General features: G+C 41.1%; 13 protein-coding genes and 1 pseudogene. 5 read left to right on the top strand and 9 right to left on the bottom strand.

What is annotated here, in order from left to right; all coding sequences use genetic code 11:
* Position 1: 1 nt before the first annotated feature.
* A complete protein-coding gene (locus ALW18_11900) occupies positions 2–430 on the bottom strand; it encodes a hypothetical protein (GenBank protein ID AOE53162.1) in 429 nt (142 codons plus the stop codon).
* Between the two features lie 222 nt (positions 431–652).
* Between ALW18_11900 and ALW18_11895 the strand changes: the two genes are divergently transcribed.
* Positions 653–1471: a short-chain dehydrogenase gene (locus ALW18_11895; protein ID AOE53161.1), complete on the top strand. Its 819-nt coding sequence runs from the start codon at positions 653–655 to the stop codon at positions 1469–1471.
* A 75-nt stretch (positions 1472–1546) separates the two neighbouring features.
* The gene (locus ALW18_11890; protein ID AOE53160.1) at positions 1547–2443 is read left to right on the top strand and encodes an AraC family transcriptional regulator; all 897 of its coding nucleotides are present in this window, start codon (positions 1547–1549) and stop codon (positions 2441–2443) included.
* 77 nt (positions 2444–2520) lie between these two features.
* Here ALW18_11890 and ALW18_11885 read toward each other — a convergent pair whose 3' ends face one another.
* From ALW18_11885 to ALW18_11875, 3 genes are all read right to left on the bottom strand, one after another.
* Entirely contained in the window at positions 2521–4935 is a 2415-nt protein-coding gene (locus ALW18_11885; protein AOE53159.1) for a penicillin-binding protein, read from the bottom strand.
* Positions 4936–5097: 162 nt separating this feature from the next.
* Positions 5098–10614 (bottom strand): hypothetical protein, encoded by a 5517-nt coding sequence (locus tag ALW18_11880; protein ID AOE53158.1) that lies wholly within the window; start codon positions 10612–10614, stop codon positions 5098–5100.
* Between the two features lie 155 nt (positions 10615–10769).
* Positions 10770–11213 carry a CMP deaminase gene (locus ALW18_11875; protein ID AOE53157.1) on the bottom strand — a complete coding sequence of 148 codons (444 nt, stop codon included), beginning with the start codon at positions 11211–11213 and terminating at the stop codon, positions 10770–10772.
* Positions 11214–11315: 102 nt separating this feature from the next.
* Here ALW18_11875 and ALW18_11870 point away from each other — a divergent pair, with 102 nt between their 5' ends.
* From ALW18_11870 to ALW18_11860, 3 genes are all read left to right on the top strand, one after another.
* Entirely contained in the window at positions 11316–11795 is a 480-nt protein-coding gene (locus ALW18_11870) for a hypothetical protein (protein AOE53156.1), read from the top strand.
* 101 nt (positions 11796–11896) lie between these two features.
* Positions 11897–13666 carry a 1-deoxy-D-xylulose-5-phosphate synthase gene (locus ALW18_11865; GenBank protein ID AOE53155.1) on the top strand — a complete coding sequence of 590 codons (1770 nt, stop codon included), beginning with the start codon at positions 11897–11899 and terminating at the stop codon, positions 13664–13666.
* Between the two features lie 46 nt (positions 13667–13712).
* On the top strand, positions 13713–14663 hold the full coding sequence (locus ALW18_11860; protein ID AOE53154.1) for a hypothetical protein: 951 nt from the start codon (positions 13713–13715) through the stop codon (positions 14661–14663).
* A 112-nt stretch (positions 14664–14775) separates the two neighbouring features.
* On the opposite strand, the gene ALW18_11855 is transcribed toward ALW18_11860, so the two are convergent.
* From ALW18_11855 to ALW18_11835, 5 genes and pseudogenes are all read right to left on the bottom strand, one after another.
* A complete protein-coding gene (locus tag ALW18_11855; GenBank protein AOE53153.1) occupies positions 14776–16116 on the bottom strand; it encodes a dGTPase in 1341 nt (446 codons plus the stop codon).
* 36 nt (positions 16117–16152) lie between these two features.
* Entirely contained in the window at positions 16153–16863 is a 711-nt protein-coding gene (locus tag ALW18_11850) for an ATPase (GenBank protein ID AOE53152.1), read from the bottom strand.
* A gap of 29 nt (positions 16864–16892) precedes the next feature.
* On the bottom strand, positions 16893–17117 hold the full coding sequence (locus ALW18_11845; protein ID AOE53151.1) for a hypothetical protein: 225 nt from the start codon (positions 17115–17117) through the stop codon (positions 16893–16895).
* Positions 17118–17190: 73 nt separating this feature from the next.
* A pseudogene (locus ALW18_11840) lies at positions 17191–17445 on the bottom strand (hypothetical protein).
* Between the two features lie 185 nt (positions 17446–17630).
* Positions 17631–18128, bottom strand: a complete 498-nt coding sequence (locus ALW18_11835) for a hypothetical protein (protein AOE53150.1) — start codon at positions 18126–18128, stop codon at positions 17631–17633.
* Positions 18129–18200 lie beyond the last annotated feature (72 nt).

The following is an 18200-nucleotide window of genomic DNA, read 5'->3' as shown; positions in this document are numbered from 1 at the left end:
TTTACCTGCCTATAGCCCAAACATCGCCCAGGTTAATAAAACTAAAGAGCAGCGTGTTATCTGTATTGGTAAAGCGCTGTGTTTTTTTATCGGGTTTAGCATTTGGATTAAAATACTGTTTCCACACGGGGAACAAAGCATCATACTTTGCCTTAGCCTTATCAAAACGGTAACTTTTACCATTGGCATCGCTTACAGATTTAAAGTCGGCTACAAAGCTGTCTTCGTAATCTGCCTGCGCCTGAATCTCGTCTTCCGTCATTACTTCCGGAGTGTAAACAATACGCAGTAGTCCGTTATCAAATTCTTTTACTTTATAAAACACAAACTTCCCTTTAAGCTGTGCAGCCAGTTGCTGTGTAATAGCTTTGGCATCTTCCTGTGTTTTTACATTAGTTACGGTTTCCGGAAATGAAACTTCCTGTGCCACAGAAAGAAAACTAATAAATAAAAATATCGTCAACAAATAATGTTTCATGATTTGGGGATTTAAATACAATTTTCTAAAAGTATCGTTTTTGTAAGTACACCGGTATTAATCAAATCTTAAAAAGTGACTGTCTTTTTGTATCATCATTGCGCACTTTTGTATAATACCAGAGGCATACTCCCGCCATAGCTTTGTAGTGTTAATATTAAATACTACAAAACAATGTCTAAAACAATTTTTATAACAGGCGCTTCAAGAGGATTTGGGCGCATTTGGGCAGAAGCATTCTTAAAACGTGGCGATAAAGTTGCCGCAACAGCAAGAAACATAGAAACTTTACAAGAATTAAAAGATCAATATGGAGACGCGATCCTCCCAATACAGCTAAATGTGGACAATAGGCAGGAAGCGTTTGATGCAGTAAATAAAGCAGCGGCACACTTTGGCAAGCTTGATGTAGTAATCAACAATGCCGGATACGGCTTATTTGGCACTATTGAAGAAGCCAGCGAACAGGAAGCACGCCAACAGATAGAAACCAACGTATTTGGTTTACTTTGGATAACACAGGCTGCATTACCTATCATGAGAAAACAGGGCCATGGTCATATTATTCAGCTGTCAAGCGTATTGGGCGTGTTTACATTACCTGTACTGGGAATTTATAATGCTTCAAAATTTGCTGTAGAAGGCCTAAGTGAAACATTAGCGCAGGAAGTAAAAGGTTTCGGTATAAATGTTACACTTGTAGAACCAAATGGGTATAGTACAGACTGGGGAGGATCTTCATCATTCCACAGTGCGCCAATTGAAGCATACGCCGACGTTAAAAAAGCATTTACTGATGGGGTTACAGATGATTCGTACGGTGTGCCTGAAGCTACCGTACCTGCCATCCTGAAACTTGTTGATGAGCAAAACCCGCCACTACGCTATTTTCTTGGTAAAGTTGGTCTTCCGGCTACGAAAGAACTTTATAAAGCCCGTATTGAAGAATGGGAAAAATATGCCGATGTTGCCAATGCAGCACACGGTAAATAAGAACCGTATTTTTGTTACTTTTACAATAGCATCGGCTTTACTAAAAGCTGATGCTATTGCTAATACAATTTTATTATGAATCATTTTAAGACCATTAGTGAATACAACCGTTTTAACGGTTTTGCTCCTCCTGAAAATCCTTTGCTGAACCTTGTAGAATGCACTAAGGTTGACACCTGCACTATAAGCCGCGAAGAATTTACAGCCGACTTTTACATGATCATGTTTAAAAAGATGAAATCGGGCATTATACTGTATGGAAGAACAAAATATGATCATGATAACGGATCGCTTTCTTTTGTGAAACCGCATCAGCTAGTGCAGATGGACAATATTGAGCATGAAGATAAGGGCTTTATAATATTTGTGCACGAAGATTACTTTAATGGAAACAGCATACATTCTGAAATTAAAAAGTATGGTTTCTTTGATTATGAAGCCAACGAAGCATTACACCTGTCTACAAAAGAAGAAGAAATTATATGGGACCTGTACTATAAAATGCAGGCAGAATATAGCAACAATGAAGATGAGTACAGCCGTGATATAATGCTTACCCACATAGACTCTATCCTTAAATATTCACAGCGTTTTTACAAAAGGCAGTTTATCAACAGAAAGCAGCTTTCAGGTAAAACTGTAACGCGATTTAACGAGGTACTCTCTTCCTATTTTGACAATGGAAAACTAAAAAACAGCGGACTGCCCAGTGTAAAGGCAATGGCGGATCTGCTTAATACTTCTCCCCGCTACCTTAGCGATACACTCCGCCAGGAAACAGGTAAGACTGCGATAGAACTTATTCATATATTCCTAATTGGTGAAGCAAAGAACATGCTGCAGGCATCGGAAAACACCGTATCGGAAACAGCATATACCTTAGGTTTTGAAAATCCACCTTATTTTTCAAGGCTTTTCAAAAAAGAAGTGGGTCTAACGCCGCTTGAATTCAGGAAACAGTTTTTAAATTGATATACAACCGCCTTCTGGCGGTTTTTTGTTGGTAGTAGATTTTCAGATTATAAGTCATATATTACAACTTAAAACTTCTACTCCCCTTCACTTACAATCTCAACCTTTCGTTTTATTTCATTACCCGATTCATCGGTTACTGTAATAATGTAATTGCCGTTTCCTGCGGTTACAGGCATTTCATGAAACGTTTTGGTTTCGCCGAGGTAACGGTCGCCAAGATACCAAAATAACCTGGCATTCGCCGAAGAATGTGCTGCCCTGAACACAACGGGCTGTATTTGTCCGTTAAAATCTTTGGTAAGGTATATTTTTCCGTTCTCTTTAGGATAAATAAAATCCATTGCTCCGTTGGCTACGCCTTGACAGTCCGATCTAAATGGTGGCAGCGGCATGTAATCCATATGCAGTCCCTTGTAATACCATTCCATTACCGGAGGCAATACAAACCATGTTTTAGTAAGCATACCATCTACACTTTCGCAGCTGCTGTTCACCTGGTATTGCCCTGTTGGGTCAAGATGCACCAACTTATGATATGAACACGTACTGGTTTTAAGTCCGTTTAATGGTATCCATTGTTTAACGGACGGGCAATGTTCTCCCGCTAAATGACCACTCAGGCTGCAAACGTCAGCCTCTTCAAGGTCATTATAAGGTGTAGAAAACCATTTGGTACGCGGCAGTAAATTGAAAACGTCAAATAATATTGGTGCAGCACTTCCCACTCCTGTGAGCGATGGCCTGCCTTCACCTGATGCATTACCAACCCAAACGCCAACAACATATCGAGAACTGGTACCTATCGCCCAGGCATCGCGACTACCAAAGCTTGTTCCTGTTTTCCAGGCAATCTCCAGCGATGAATCATAAAAACGCCATGCCTCATCACCCTGAGGACGGTTTACTTCTTTCATCGCGTTATACGTTAGCCATATGGATCCCGCCCCCAATTGCGGCTTATTGAATACTTCTTTACCAAAATCGGCCGAATGGCTGCTATCCCAGTTTAGTTCCGCAAATTCGTTAGTGCGGTATTTTGCCTGTGTTGTTGTAAAATGGTTCAGCGTTGCGCTAAGCCCTGCATACGTGCGGCACAGATCCCATAAATTACTTTCGGCTCCTCCTAATATCAGCGACAGTCCATAATGATTCGGACTCTTATTGATGTTCCTAAGTTTAAAATGCTGTAGCTGTTCGTAGAAACGATGCACACCAAAGTCTTTCAGCATTAATACAGATGGAATATTAAGCGAGCGCGACAGTGCCCTTTGTGCCGGTACAGCACCATCATAGGTCAGCTCAAAATTCTTTGGCGAATAACCCGCAATTTGTGTTGGAACATCGGCCACGAGGGTATTGGGTAGTATCTCTCCTGCATCCAGCATAGAGGCGAACAGAAACGGTTTTAATATGCTCCCGGTGCTTCTTGGGGCGGGAATAATGTCTACATCTTTCTGGTGTGCCCTGTCGGTAGGTGAGTTACCAACATAGGCTACAATATCCCTTGTCTGTACATCTATAATTAAGATTGCCAGATTGTGTACTTCGGTCTGTTTATATTCCTGGTAGTAACGGGCGGCAATCTGGTTTACCCTTGCCTGCAATTCATTACGTACCGTTGTTTTTATGCGCTGCCCTTCTTTCGTTTTGGCTATATTCTGCAACAAGTGTGGTGCTGCCTGGGGTAATTTATAAGGCTTTTGCGGAAGGTCTTCCTGAACCGACAGTTCATAGGTTGTCCTGTCGATCACTTCCTCTTCAAAAAGCTTTTTAAGAAGTCGGTTCCGTTTGGCCAACAATATCTGTTGGTTCTTTCCCGGGTAAATTAAACTTGGCGCGTTGGGGAGTACGGCAAGTGTAGCAGTTTCTGCCCACGACAACTGGTGCGGCTGAACACCAAAGTAACGCCAGGCAGCCATATCAATACCTACCACATTACCTCCATAAGGCGCATGAGCCGCATATAGACCTAATATTTCATCTTTGCTATGGCGAATCTCAAGGCGCGTTGCCAACACCATTTCTATCAGTTTTTCAAAATAGCTTCGTTTTTTTCCATCACGCGAAAGGCGTACTACCTGTTGGGTTAGCGTGCTACCGCCACGCACTACCCTGCCGGCCTTATAATTCTGACCCATAGCTTTTACTATGGCTACCGGATTAAATCCGGGATGGCTGTAAAAATGCTGGTCTTCAAAATAAACAATACACTTTTTGAACTTATACGGAAGGCTGTCCTGGGCAGGGAAACGCCATTGCCCATCGCGGGCAATATGTGCGCCCAACAGATCTCCTTCGCTGCTTTCTATAACTGTAGAATACGGCTCCTGAAACATGGTGCGCGGGAGGCAAAAATAATAAACGATCAAAAACACAACTGTTATAGCAGTTCGTGCCTTGTTGGATTTTACCCAACTAAAGATGCGCTCCTGCGAGGTTTTTAAAACCTTGTAGGTGTTATGAAGAGCTATAGAGAATTTTTCTTTCATTAGTACAGCTCCAGAGGAGCGGTATGTTTATAGAAATATGATTAAACATGTAAAATAAGCTTCGGAGAAGCGGCATATACTGCTTGTATACCGCTTCTCCGAAGCTCTTTAAAATTCGCTGTAAAGCGCTATAAATATATCGCTCCTCCGGAGCTAGTAAACCTACCTTACAACCTTAACCCACTGCCCTTTAGTCCTCGCAAGGAAGGAGTTGTCATACATCGCCTCGCACTGTACACCAGGCAGGTAATAACTACCCGGGTAACTGGCATTAAGCAATATCCTGAAAGTTTTGGTTTCATTCGCTTTTAGCGGGAAGTAGAAATTAGTCCTGTCATCCCTAATGTCGGTATAATCAACATTGTTTTCGGCGAAATTACCAAAGTCGGTAAATCGTGTATTTACAATTTCCCATCCTGATGGAATGATCTGTGTAAGTGCCACATTTTCTACCCTTTCATTTTTAGTATTGCCTATGGTTACTTCAGCTACAAATTCGGTGCCCTGCGATAATGAAGACGGATCTATAGTATTGCCGGCTCTGTCTTTAAACACAATGTTAGTTGCAAGTCCGCGTTCTTCAGCCTGTTCTTCTCCGACAGGCAGTATTCCGCTGTAAACCACTTTTACATATAATGTCGACTTTTTATTGTTGTTTATGGTTACAGTGTTGTTACTACCCACTTCCAGCACCCTGTCAGCAAAAGTTTTCGGTGTATCTATGGTTTGTTTCTTACCCTTGTTCGTATACGTTACGTCTATACCTTTTGGCCCGTTAGCCTGCGCAAACTTAGACATAGCATACAAACTGTAAGCCGATGTCTGCGTACTCATCCATTCGCCAGAAGACATTTGTTTTGCCAGTTTAACAGCCATACCAAAGGCTTTTTCTTTCTGCCCCAAAACAAGCAGTGTTTCCAGTGCCATAGCCCTGTTGCGCGCCGCCGATCCGTAGTAGTAATACTGATACGGACTGTCTTCTACATCCAGGCTGCTTTGTGAAAGCAATTGCTGCCCAACCGATTTTTGCCCTGCCAGTGCATATGCAGCAGCAAGTCGCAACCTCGATTCATTAGAAATTCCCGACGTTTCCCTTAACCTGTTCATAGATGACAGATCGGGTGCTCCTGCCAGTGCCAGTGTGTACAATCTGTACGCCTGTGCAAAGTCATTATGATAGCCGTCGTTATAGCGCCACTGCCTTGCGGTCTTCTGCTGGTATTGCAGCCAGTTCTTCTTAGCATTAAGCGGTAACGCGTAACCTTTTTTCTCTGCTTCTATAAAGAAGTGCCCAACGTAGCTTGATCCCCAATCGTCCGGGTTAAGCTGACCCTGCCAGTAGGCAAAGCCGCCGCTGCTTACCTGGAATTGCCCCAGTTTTTGGATTGCTGCGTTTACGTTGCGCTGTATTTTTTGTTTACGGTTCGAATCGATATCCGCTATATCGGCGAGGTACAACTGCGGGAATGCCGCCGATGTAGTCTGCTCTAAACACCCATGAGGATATTGTATAAGGTACTCCAGTCTTCTGTTGAAATCTATAGACGGGAACGATGATACTTCCAGCTTCGCGACATTGCTGCCGGCCACACCAAAACTGCTCCAGTTTAAAGTTGCAGATTTACCCGGTTCTAATATTACCTCTTTATAATTTGTAGTCACCGGATTAGGGTTCATAATATCCAGCTCTACATCGTAACTAGCTTTAGCATTACCCGATGTTGCCGTTACCGATACCTTACCTATTCCGGTTACATCATTTACTTCAAGGTCAAAGTAAGCGATCTTTTCATCGGGTTTAGCAAAGTTTACCGTTTGTTTTGAAGAACCTATAACACGTATACCATTATTGGTTTTTACCTGAAGCGTAACGTTTTTAACCTGATTCTCCATCGCGAAAATAGTTACCGGCAGCGTTACCCTTTCCTTAGGCGTTACCTTTCTTGGCAATGATGCCAACAACATTAACGGACTGCGAACCCGCGTTGCTTTCTCTGCCATACCGTATGCACTCGCATCTGTATTAGCGGCTACCACCATAGTTCTGACAGAGCCTACATATTGCGGCAGTTTTATTTCGTGAATCCTCTTCTGGCCTTTACCAATAGTAAACGGACCAAAATACATCACCACAGGCTTAAACCTGTTAGCTTTTTTAGCCTGACCTCCACCCAGATCGGCATCACCACCTATACTGAATACTTGGTTTATCTTACCTCCGTAAGCACCAATTACATCATCGTAAATATCCCATGTCTTAACACCTAGTGCCTCTTTTGCATAGAAAGCATCCCATGCATTTGGCGTTTTAAATCGGGTTAGGTCAAGCAGGCCTTCGTCTACTACTGCAAGGGTATAGGTCATTGCCTTACCTGTTTTTTCACTAACTTTTATAGTCGTTTTCTGTTCCGGTTTCAATACATCCGGCATGGTTATCTGCGGCTGTAATATTGTGTTTTTATCTACCACTTCAATTGGTACGATACCATATAGGCGTATAGGCGAATCATTTGCCGTTGTAGCATGCGGCTGTATCAGTGTGATATGGATATATACATTAGGTGCCATCTTTGCTGTTACCGGAATAGTAACCTGCGTTTCACCCTTCTGGGTTTTTGCCCACATGGTCTGCACTATTTTCGATCCGTTTTCAAGCGATATAAGCGCACGCCCTCCTTCACTAGACGGGAAAGAAACTGTAACTTTCTCACCAACGCTGTATTTTTCTTTATCGGTACTAAACATTAGCATTGCTGCATCCTGTCCGCCTGTGTTACGGCTTTTGCCCGACCAGTATGGGTAATCTATAAGTACTGTTTCTCCGGCAGAATGCCCGCCTTGCACATCGGTAACGCGGATAAGGTACCTGCCCCACTCCTCTTCATCGGTTTTAAAGCTAAAATTAGCTTTACCGGCAGCATTAGTATATACCTGTGTAGAATAATACGGCTGGTTTGATATTGCAGTACTAAATGACGATGCACCATTGTTGGACTGATCCCACCACCAGCGCCACTGCACTTTATATACCCGTACATCTACCATACGCGAACCTTTGGGCTGGCCTTTTTCATTAACGGTTGCCACTTCAAAACGGTTTGAGGTTCCGGTTTCAAGCATACCGTATTTATTTCCCTGTGGCATTTTTACACCTACATAGGTATCATACGGAGAATATGAAGACGAAATTACATCGGTACTAAAGTCGCCCCCTTTTTCGTAAACTTTGGTTATTATAGCAGTTTTTAGCATTCCCGGAGCACGCGATTGCAATTTTGGCTGAATAGTTACCACAGCCGTACCATTATCATCGGTTTTACCCGAGAATATATTTACTTCTTCGGTACTAAAATCCTGCGCCGGATCATCAAAAATATAATTCAGGTAACCTTTAAAGCTGGTTGTCTGCTTTAAGAATTTCGCCTGCATTTCTACCTTAAGATCTCTCGCAATAGCACCGTGAAGCCAAGCCACTTGCACCGTTCCCGTATTTTTGGCATTCGCCGACAGCATTTTGCCTTCAAGGCTGTTTTTTATTTTAAGCCTGTTTGGCTTGATAGTCTCAATTTTGATGCTTTTGTAAAAATGAGCGCCACCAACAGTTATCTTAGCTTCCCAGTTACCTGTTGGGTAATTGGCCTGTGTAGGCACTATAAATTTAAAGTGGTTTTTATTGTCGTAATTCTTAACTGCCTGGAACATTACTTTTCCGTTAGGATCGCTCAGTCTTAACTTAATTGGGTGCGATGCCGGAAGTTTAGCAGCCTTATCGTTCAGTATAAACCCAAGGAACAAAGTATCGCCTGGACGCCATACGCCTCTTTCTCCATACAGATAGCCTTTAAGCCCTTTTTGAAGCTGCGTACCATCTACATCAAAATTACTAACTGATTTAGAGTTACCGTCATATAGTTTTACGTAAGTAGTATTCCTGTCTTTTTTAACCACCGCAAAGTAACCTCCTTTGGCAGCAGTAAAGTGTACAGTACCTTCACTATCGGTAACCGCAGCACCTACTTTCTGGCGTTGATAATTGTATATGGTTACCGCTGCGCCTGCAACAGGCTCTGTGGTAGTAATACTGGTTACCGCAAAGAAATAATTATTTACAGCGCCACGTTTGGCAACAACACCAAGGTCGCTTGCCAGTACATTGGTGCTTATCTTTCTTTCATACGTTACATAGTAAGAGTTACTGCAAGGGTTATCCCGCTGATCCCAGTCGAAATCGCCGCCATAGTAATCGTAATCTTCATATTCCGAATAATCCTGATTTTCCTCCTCCTCTTCTTCCTCTTCAGGTTCATCGGCAGTTTTCTTCATGTTAGGGTCATCACCATCACACTTGTATAACGAATACGCCTTACGGATAGACATTTCAACACGGTAAATAGCACCCTGTTCCGGCTGTATCAATTTAGAAAGGTCTAGTGAAAAGGCATTCCACTTGCCATAATTTAATGTTTTATCGTCATTAAGTACCAGTTTGGTTTTGGCTACAGGTAATGCCACAGCACGCATATTGTAATTGCCGTTAAGCTCATTCTGTTGAAGAAACTGCATAACATTATTCTCGAAAATGCGGTACACTTTAATATCTACAGCACTTAGGTTTACCGCCTCAAAGCCCAATTTAAGGTTGCTTGATGCCGGTAGTATATTTCCGCTCTTTAAAAAGCGTACTTCTGGATTAAGCTGTTCAAAATTTACCTTTTCGCTATAGGTACTTTTAGTCTTATAGCCGTCTACGTTCTCTATACCCTGAAACACTTCTACCATAAAATTGCCGTTAAGTGGCTCGGCAAAAAATACTTTAAGCAGGTTACCGTCTACAGCATATTTTAAGTTCTCTACAGATTCTACCGCGACAAGGCCCGAAAAATCCTGGTCTTTACGCAACGGGTCTGAGAAATTTATAAGCAGTGTCTGGTTGTCGCCGTATTGCGGCGTCATGTTTATTACTTTGAAATTATCTTTACCCGGAATCTCAAAATCCTGAGTACCTTCCGTATCAACATCTGCCGCTTTGCCATTCCAGCTGATCTTAACATTGCTGTTTTGAACTTTACGTTGAATACTGTCTATTATAAAATGGAATTCAGATGATGTTCCTGTCTTGCCATCAAAACGTACTGGTAGTTTTTTACCATCTTGTTCTGCGGTTACTATTTTTTTAGCAACATCAAAATCCATCTGGTCGCTGGTTTTAAGCGTACCATTAAGATACTGCCAGTCCCTGTTATACGATTGCAGGTCCTGCACCGCGACAACAAAATCCTGCTTAATGGTTTTAACCCTGAATTTAAAATCGCTCAGGTTTTTAGGCAGCTCTATAAATTTTGAGAGATGGAGTGTTACACGGTATTCGGTATCCTGATCCAGCTTTTCTGTAGGGCGGAAAGCAATTATATTTCCCGGTAGGAAAACCACTTTACCTTTTGCAGACGGCGAAACAGAAAAATAGTCGCTATCCAATTCCTGGTTATCTTTCCATTCGGTTTTGGTAAATGCCAGTCCAACCTGTATGTCGGCCCCGGTGGAGACAATACCCGATGTAAAACTGGAAACATACTCTCTGTATAAGGTATAGTCAGAATCAAAATCTTTTCCTGATTGTTTACAGGCATGAAACAGCACGGAGAATACTGCAAGACACAGCATCAATTTCAGGGTTTTCATACTTTGGTTGGTTTGTTGGTTAATGATGGTTTGTTGGTTGTTATTTTTACGCTATAACTAAGAATATGATCTTATTATTGCCTCAAAAATTATTATATATTAAAACTAATTATGCCTCAATTTCAAAAGCTGTTAAACTACTGGCTTTCTACTTTTTAAGCCCTTCGCTTTTTAAAAAAATCTTTTACTAAAACAGAACATTCCTGCTCCATTATTCCGCTAATAACTTCTGTTTTAGGGTGCAGCTTTGCGCCCATAGCCCTATAACCTCTATGCTCATCATGGGCGCCATATACGACACGGCTTATCTGGCTCCAATATAACGCTCCCGCACACATCTGGCAGGGCTCTAGTGTAACATACAGCGTACAGCCCGTAAGATACTTACCTCCAAGAAAATTTGCCGCCGCGGTTATGGACTGCATCTCGGCATGTGCGGTAACATCGTTAAGCAATTCGGTTAAATTATGCGATTTTGCTATAACTCTGTTATCTACTACAACAAGGGCACCAACGGGTATTTCTCCTTTATCAAATGCCTCCTGAGCTTCGTTGAGGGCCTTCTTCATAAAATACTCGTGGGTAAAAATATTTTCCATAATATCAAAAATACGATTATGATTACAAAAGTATTATAAATAAAATCTTAAATTAACAATACTTTTTGTAGTAGCCAATTCGTTATAAAACAAACCAATGCCATGAAAAAACAATTCTCAGTCCCTAAACCATGCCATAAAAGTTGGGACACTATGAAGCCTGAAGCCCAGGGACGGTTTTGCGGCCAGTGTTCGCAAACAGTGGTTGACTTCACCGGGATGAAAGCAGATCAGATTCATGAGTTTCTGCTGGCAAAGAACGGCACCAGGGTATGCGGTCGTTTTACCGAACAACAACTGAACCCCATAACCGTTACTATACCCCAAAAGGTATTATTAGGGCAAACGCATTTCAAAAAAGCATTCTTACTTGCGCTATTGATCTGTATGGGTACAACCCTTTTAAGCTGTAACGGACGAACAGTGAAAGGAGAAGTTGAAACTAAAACTGTCAGCGACACTATTGTTAAGACAGAAAGCATTGCAAGTCCGCAGGAGGACACCATACATCCTGACACGCTCAGAACGAGGGACACCATAAAAGAGAGAAGGGTAATTGGCATCATCAGACGCGCAGAGTAATCTTATTAGCTAAGTGAAGTATACAAACTCTAACAATACCCCTTAAAACAAATAAACGATTGTAATTTTTATATCGTAAATTTGCTATTCTATTTTAAGCAATGGCAGATAACCTTTTAAACCAGATTCAAGACCCCGCAGACCTAAGAAAACTTAGTCCGTCCCAGTTGCCGCAACTGGCGCAGGAACTACGCAGTTTTATTATAGATATTGTTTCGGTTAAAGAGGGACATCTCGGCGCAAGCCTTGGCGTTACAGAACTTACAATTGCATTGCATTACATTTTTAATACGCCTGAAGATCTATTGGTTTGGGATGTAGGCCATCAGGCTTACGGACACAAGATACTTACCGGCCGTAAAGATAAATTTGACACCAACCGTCAACTGGATGGCATAAGCGGTTTCCCGAAACGCAGCGAGAGCGAATATGATACTTTTGGCACCGGGCACAGTAGTACTTCAATTTCTGCCGCTTTAGGTATGGCAATTGCCTCTAACCTTAAAGGTGAAAAAGATAAAAATCACATTGCTATTATTGGCGATGCTTCTATTGCATCGGGTATGGCTTTTGAAGGCCTTAACCATGCCGGGGTTACCAATGCTAATCTTCTTGTTATACTTAATGACAATGCTATTGGTATAGACCCAAGCGTGGGAGCGCTTAAAAATTACCTTACTCAGGTAAAAGAAGGCACCAATCCGCGCGATAACAACATGATCAAATCGCTTAACTTTGATTATAGCGGCCCAATCGATGGTCACGACCTGCCTGCGTTACTAAAAGAACTTGAAAGGCTTAAACATAAAAAAGGACCGCGTTTCCTTCATATTATAACAACAAAAGGCAAAGGCCTTAAACAAGCCGAGGAAGACCAGGTAAAATATCACGCCCCGGGAAAATTTGACCGACTTACAGGTGAAGTACTGGCAATTGCCGATGACAACCTTCCGCCTAAATACCAGGATGTTTTCGGACTTACACTGGTTGAACTGGCTACTCAAAACGAAAAAATAATAGGCATTACCCCTGCCATGCCATCGGGCAGCTCCATGAAATTTATGATGGAAGCTTTTCCCGACCGTGCTTTTGATGTAGGCATTGCCGAACAGCACGCTGTAACCTTAGCCGCAGGAATGGCAACACAAGGCATGGTAGTATACTGCAATATTTACTCTACCTTTTTACAAAGAGCATACGACCAGCTGATACACGATGTTGCCCTGCAAAACCTGCCTGTAATTTTTTGCCTGGACCGTGCCGGCCTTGTTGGCGAAGACGGCGCAACACATCATGGCGTTTTTGATATTGCTTATCTAAACTGCATACCCAACCTTATTGTTTATGCCCCGCTTAATGAAGCCGATCTGAGAAATATTTTATACACTGCGCAATTGGGGTTAGATCATCCTATTGCTATAAGATATCCACGGGGACGTGCAGAAAATACCGATTGGCTTAAACCTTTTGAACAGATACAAATAGGCCGGGCAAAACAACTTCGCGGCGGATCTCAGGTAGCCGTACTTTCAACAGGAACTATTGGCAACAACGTTACCAAAGTTTTAGCGGATATAAACAATAGTTCGTTGTTCTCTCATTATGATTTTGGCTTTATTAAACCACTTGATGAAAAAGCACTGCACGATATATTTTTAAATCATCAGGAAATTATCACTATTGAAGACGGATGCATTAACGGCGGCTTTGGAAGTACAATTTCTGCGTTTGCAGCAAAAAACGGTTACACGCTAAAAACAAGCACATTAGGTATTCCAGATCAATTTATTGAACACGGAACTGTATTTCAATTACAACAATCCTGTGGTATCGACGTTAAAAGCCTTAAAGATATTTTTTCAGCTTACTGAAAAAATGACGACTTTTGCATCGAATTTCCAAAAAAATCAATTCAGAATGAGATTAAAAGCCTGCTTAATAGCTTTTTTATGCATTGCATTTAGCCAGATATCCAGAGCCCAGATAATAGTAACCACAACACTACCAGATTCCATCACCTATTGGGAAAAAACAAACCGTGTCGGACTAGACCTTAATCAGGTTGCTTTTATCAACTGGAACGTGGGTGGTAACAACGCCATTGCAGGTATCGTAAAAGGTGCTTTTGTTAGAAAATACACAAAGGGCAACCTTAGCTGGAACAATGAACTTATTCTTAAATACGGACTTAACAGGCAGGAAGGCCAGGAAACCCGTAAAACAGATGACCAAATCGAATTAAACTCCACTTTTGGTTACAGGAGAGATTCAATTTCTAACTGGTATTATGGAGGAAAATTCAATTTTAAAACACAGTTCGCCAACGGTTATTCTTACCCAAATACTGTAGATGAGATATCAGGTCCATTCTCTCCGGCATATATCTTTTTAGGTATTGGTGCCGAGTACATCCGCAAAGACCTTGGGCTTAACGCATATTTCTCTCCGCTTACAGACAAAACTACTATAGTGTCTAATAACAGGCTTGCAAACCAGGGTGCTTTTGGGGTTCAGGCTGCAGTTTATGATGCCGACGGAAATATGATCTCTGCCGGTAAAAACACACGTACAGAGGTAGGTATACTTATAACGAATCAGTTTAAAAGGCAGATATTCACCAATATAATGCTTGACAACCGATTTACTTTTTATACTGATTACCTAAATAATTTTGGAAATATCGATGTTGACTGGCAAATGCAGCTTGACCTTACGGTTAACCAGTATGTAAAAGCAAACGTTGGTATGCACTTAATATACGACGACGATATTAAAAACAAGATAGAAAGAGACGGCGCACAGGTTACCGAAGGCCCGAGGATTCAGCTTAAGCAGATGATCGGCGTAGGACTTAGCTACTCATTTTAATCGACACATTTAAAACAAAAAAGGAAGAACTTAATGAAGTTCTTCCTTTTTTTATTTCTTGAATGAGACTTTCTTCGATCAGTTCCGCTACATTCAGAATAACAGAATGTAACTATTTAGCTCCTGTTATTGTGTTATATAGTAGTACCGCTTTACCATCGGTCAGTGTAGACACAAAATGGCATATATGTAGCAGCCTGTCGTAAAGGCTCATTTTTTCTGTAATGAACTTTTCAGGCAGCAACTTAAGAACCAAATTATCATAGTTGCTTGCAGAACCATCAAACTTATTGTTATAAGCCGTACAGAACGTATCTAACAGCGTATTAATGATACGGTAACCTATCACTTCTTTCTCAACCACTTCACGGCTCTGGTAAATATTTTTAATGCTTATGTTGATGATATCTTTCATCTGTGCCGTATACTTACCTCTTTCGGTAAGTGCGTACGGATATTTACCTTCCAATATAGCTTCTTCGTTTTCAAGGAATACGTTTACTGCATCTCCAATAAGGCTGTTAATAGCAAGTGCACGCAGGTAACTTATACGGTCTTCTTTAGTTACAAGCGACTTGTATTTTTCTACATACACATTATCCTTAACCAATTTTATAAGATATTCTAACGCAAAGTCTTCAGATATTAGTCCGAGGTTAATGCCGTCTTCAAAATCTATGATGGTATAACAGATATCATCAGCCGCCTCAACAAGGTATGCCAATGGATGACGTTCGTAACCGATATCATCTCCTGTTTTGTTCGGAATAAGGCCAAGCTCTTTAGCCACATCCTGAAAGAAATGGGCGTCGCACTGAAAAAACCCATATTTCTTATCGGCAATATTAGCCGTTGGCTTTTTAGGAAGCGACTCTTTAGGGTATTTCATAAAAGCACCAAGGGTAGCGTATGAAATTCTTAGTCCGCCCTCAATACCCGGGCGTGATGCCGTTAACAAATTAAAACCGTTGGCATTACCTTCAAAATCGGTTAAGTCCTGCCATTCTTTATCCGTAAGGTGCTCTTTGTAATCTTTACCTTTGCCTGTTTTAAAATACTCACCTATAGCCTTTTCACCCGAATGACCAAACGGTGGGTTACCTATATCATGCGATAATGCAGCCGCAGCCACAATAGCACCAAAGTCATTCATCTGAAAACCGTGAATATCCTGAAGGTACGGATGCTTTTCAATAATTTTTTTACCTACAAGCCTGCCCAGGGAGCGGCCTACAACCGATACCTCGAGGCTATGCGTAAGGCGGGTATGTACAAAGTCGGTTTTAGACAAAGGTATAACCTGTGTTTTGTCCTGAAGGCTTCTAAAAGCCGATGAGAATATAATACGGTCGTAATCTACCTCAAAACCCAAACGGGTATCATCCTGCTCTTTACGTAACCTTTTGCTTGTATCGCCCTGCCTTTTAAGCGACAGCAGCTGTTCCCATTGCATCATGTGATTATGATTATATTTTGTTTGCTATACAGCTTAATTAATACCTCCCTTTGCCAGCTCTGCCTGAATAATGTTATTTTTAACCTGAGTAAAAACTTCATTTTTAGCCTCTGCAAAAGATATATCGTACTTACGTTCTATTTTTTGAAATTCTGCCGGATATTTTGTCAGCAGCTTATCGTAATAGGTATCCAGCACTTCTTTGGCAGGCGAATGAAATTCCAGCCTCAATTGAAAACGGCGTATTAAAGCCTCATCGATTATATTGATCTGATTGGTCGCTGCTATTAAAACCGAATTCGACGGAAAGTTATCTACCAACTGAAGTATTGCATTTACCACACGCTTCATTTCGCTGCTGTCACGGCTGTCATGATCGCGTACCTGACCCAAAGTATCAAATTCATCAAAAAACAGCACAGCATCGTGATAACTCACTTCTTTAAACAGCGTGGCAACATTTTTTGCTGTCTCGCCAAGTTTAGACGACACAATAGATGCCAGGTTAACAACTATGAGCTTTCTTTCCAAGACTTTGGCAATGGCTTTTGCCGTCATGGTTTTACCACAGCCGGTTTTACCATACAGCAGCATTTTATTATTTACAGGTAGTTCATACTGCTCCAGCACATCTTTAAAGCGGTATTCTTTTAAAAACTGCTCAATCTGTACGGCTACGGCTTCATTAAAAACAACATCTTTAATATCAACCTCACTTCTGTCTGTAAAAAATAATGCGCTCAAAACTTATGTTTTTAATTGCTGCTGCAAAATTACTTTTTGTTGTTGAATAAAAAGAAATCACGCGATTTCTGCGGATACTTCTCTAAACTCTTATCGCTTGGATTATCAATAACTGACTTTATAGTTATCTTGTCTCCAACTTTGAAGTTTTTTTCTACATGCTGATAATCCAACAAATACTCACCTGCAAAATAATTACCATTTTCATCTTTCTCTATAAGTCCCGAGTAAACTCCTTTTTTATCTTTTGACATAATTTTTATTTTATAAGTTATCGCTCATTTGCTTTTTCGCGTTCAGTTCCTGAGCCTTTTTTAATTTTGCAGCATCTACAACCAGTGTTTTAGAAAAGGTGTCATGCCAGCCAATAGGGTAAACTCCTAAAAACGAAATAATCTCGAACGGAATCTGCCTGCATAGGGTACGTATTAAAATACGGTTGGTATCGGGTCGGCTTCCATCCCTGTTAACTACTATTGAATTAGTTACATATTTACCCAGCGTACGCATGCTAAGGGTTTCGAACAAGCCATAATATACTATGTGCACGCAAAGCCCCATGAGGGTATACCTAATGTTTCCCATAACAGCAGGCCCAATCTGAAATCCGTCTATTCCGGTATAATCATAAAGCCAGTTACATCCTGCCGCAAGGCCAATATTAAGAATGGTTGTTACAATAAAATCTATAATAAGGTTTACAATACGCGAATTACGTTCTGCAAGCATATTATAGGTAATCTCTAAAGGTTTTTGCATTTTTTATTCTATATCTCTTTAAAAGAGCTTTTTATATTCTTTTCCCTGTCTTCTGCATCATACAGCCTAGCCTTAATCATCGAAGCTCTGTTGTATGTAGTAACATCTATTACATACACATTCGGAATACTATCATGCCATGCCCTTGCTGTTTCTCCAAAAACAGAGAAAAACTCAAGTGGTATAAAACGGCAGGCAGTGCGCACAATTAAAACACCTAGACCTGGCCTTGTTCCATCTGCCATAACCACCTTTGTACCCGACACATATTTACCCAGTGTATGCTGTGTGAGCAATTCCATAAGTACATAGTACAAAACGAAGATGCTAATATCCAGCACAATTCTACCTGCTGTAGACAGTTCCATACTCCAAATCAGCATGCCGTCATAGTCAAAAACATGATATAATATAGAAGCCAAGAGGCCCGTAAAAACTAAAATAACAGCTAAAACTATAGTATCTATAATTACATTAACCAAGCGCTGACTCTTTGATGCCAGCATGGTATGGTCTACATCTAATTCTCTATACGTGTACATAAAACTATATCCTAAAAAAGAAGGAGCATAACTGCT

The organism is Flavobacterium psychrophilum (genome assembly GCA_001708385.1).
Classification (GTDB): Bacteria; Bacteroidota; Bacteroidia; order Flavobacteriales; family Flavobacteriaceae; genus Flavobacterium; species Flavobacterium psychrophilum_A.
This window is presented reverse-complemented; position numbering and strand designations above follow the sequence as displayed.

Excerpts from the sequence above, each read along its gene's own strand:
- ALW18_11895 (AOE53161.1), top strand. The coding sequence starts at position 653 with ATGTCTAAAACAATTTTTATAACAGGCGCTTCAAGAGGATTTGGGCGC.
- ALW18_11890 (AOE53160.1), top strand. The coding sequence starts at position 1,547 with ATGAATCATTTTAAGACCATTAGTGAATACAACCGTTTTAACGGTTTT.
- ALW18_11885 (AOE53159.1), bottom strand. The coding sequence starts at position 4,935 with ATGAAAGAAAAATTCTCTATAGCTCTTCATAACACCTACAAGGTTTTA.
- ALW18_11880 (AOE53158.1), bottom strand. The coding sequence starts at position 10,614 with ATGAAAACCCTGAAATTGATGCTGTGTCTTGCAGTATTCTCCGTGCTG.
- ALW18_11875 (AOE53157.1), bottom strand. The coding sequence starts at position 11,213 with ATGGAAAATATTTTTACCCACGAGTATTTTATGAAGAAGGCCCTCAAC.
- ALW18_11870 (AOE53156.1), top strand. The coding sequence starts at position 11,316 with ATGAAAAAACAATTCTCAGTCCCTAAACCATGCCATAAAAGTTGGGAC.
- ALW18_11865 (AOE53155.1), top strand. The coding sequence starts at position 11,897 with ATGGCAGATAACCTTTTAAACCAGATTCAAGACCCCGCAGACCTAAGA.
- ALW18_11860 (AOE53154.1), top strand. The coding sequence starts at position 13,713 with ATGAGATTAAAAGCCTGCTTAATAGCTTTTTTATGCATTGCATTTAGC.
- ALW18_11855 (AOE53153.1), bottom strand. The coding sequence starts at position 16,116 with ATGCAATGGGAACAGCTGCTGTCGCTTAAAAGGCAGGGCGATACAAGC.
- ALW18_11845 (AOE53151.1), bottom strand. The coding sequence starts at position 17,117 with ATGTCAAAAGATAAAAAAGGAGTTTACTCGGGACTTATAGAGAAAGAT.
- ALW18_11835 (AOE53150.1), bottom strand. The coding sequence starts at position 18,128 with ATGCTGGCATCAAAGAGTCAGCGCTTGGTTAATGTAATTATAGATACT.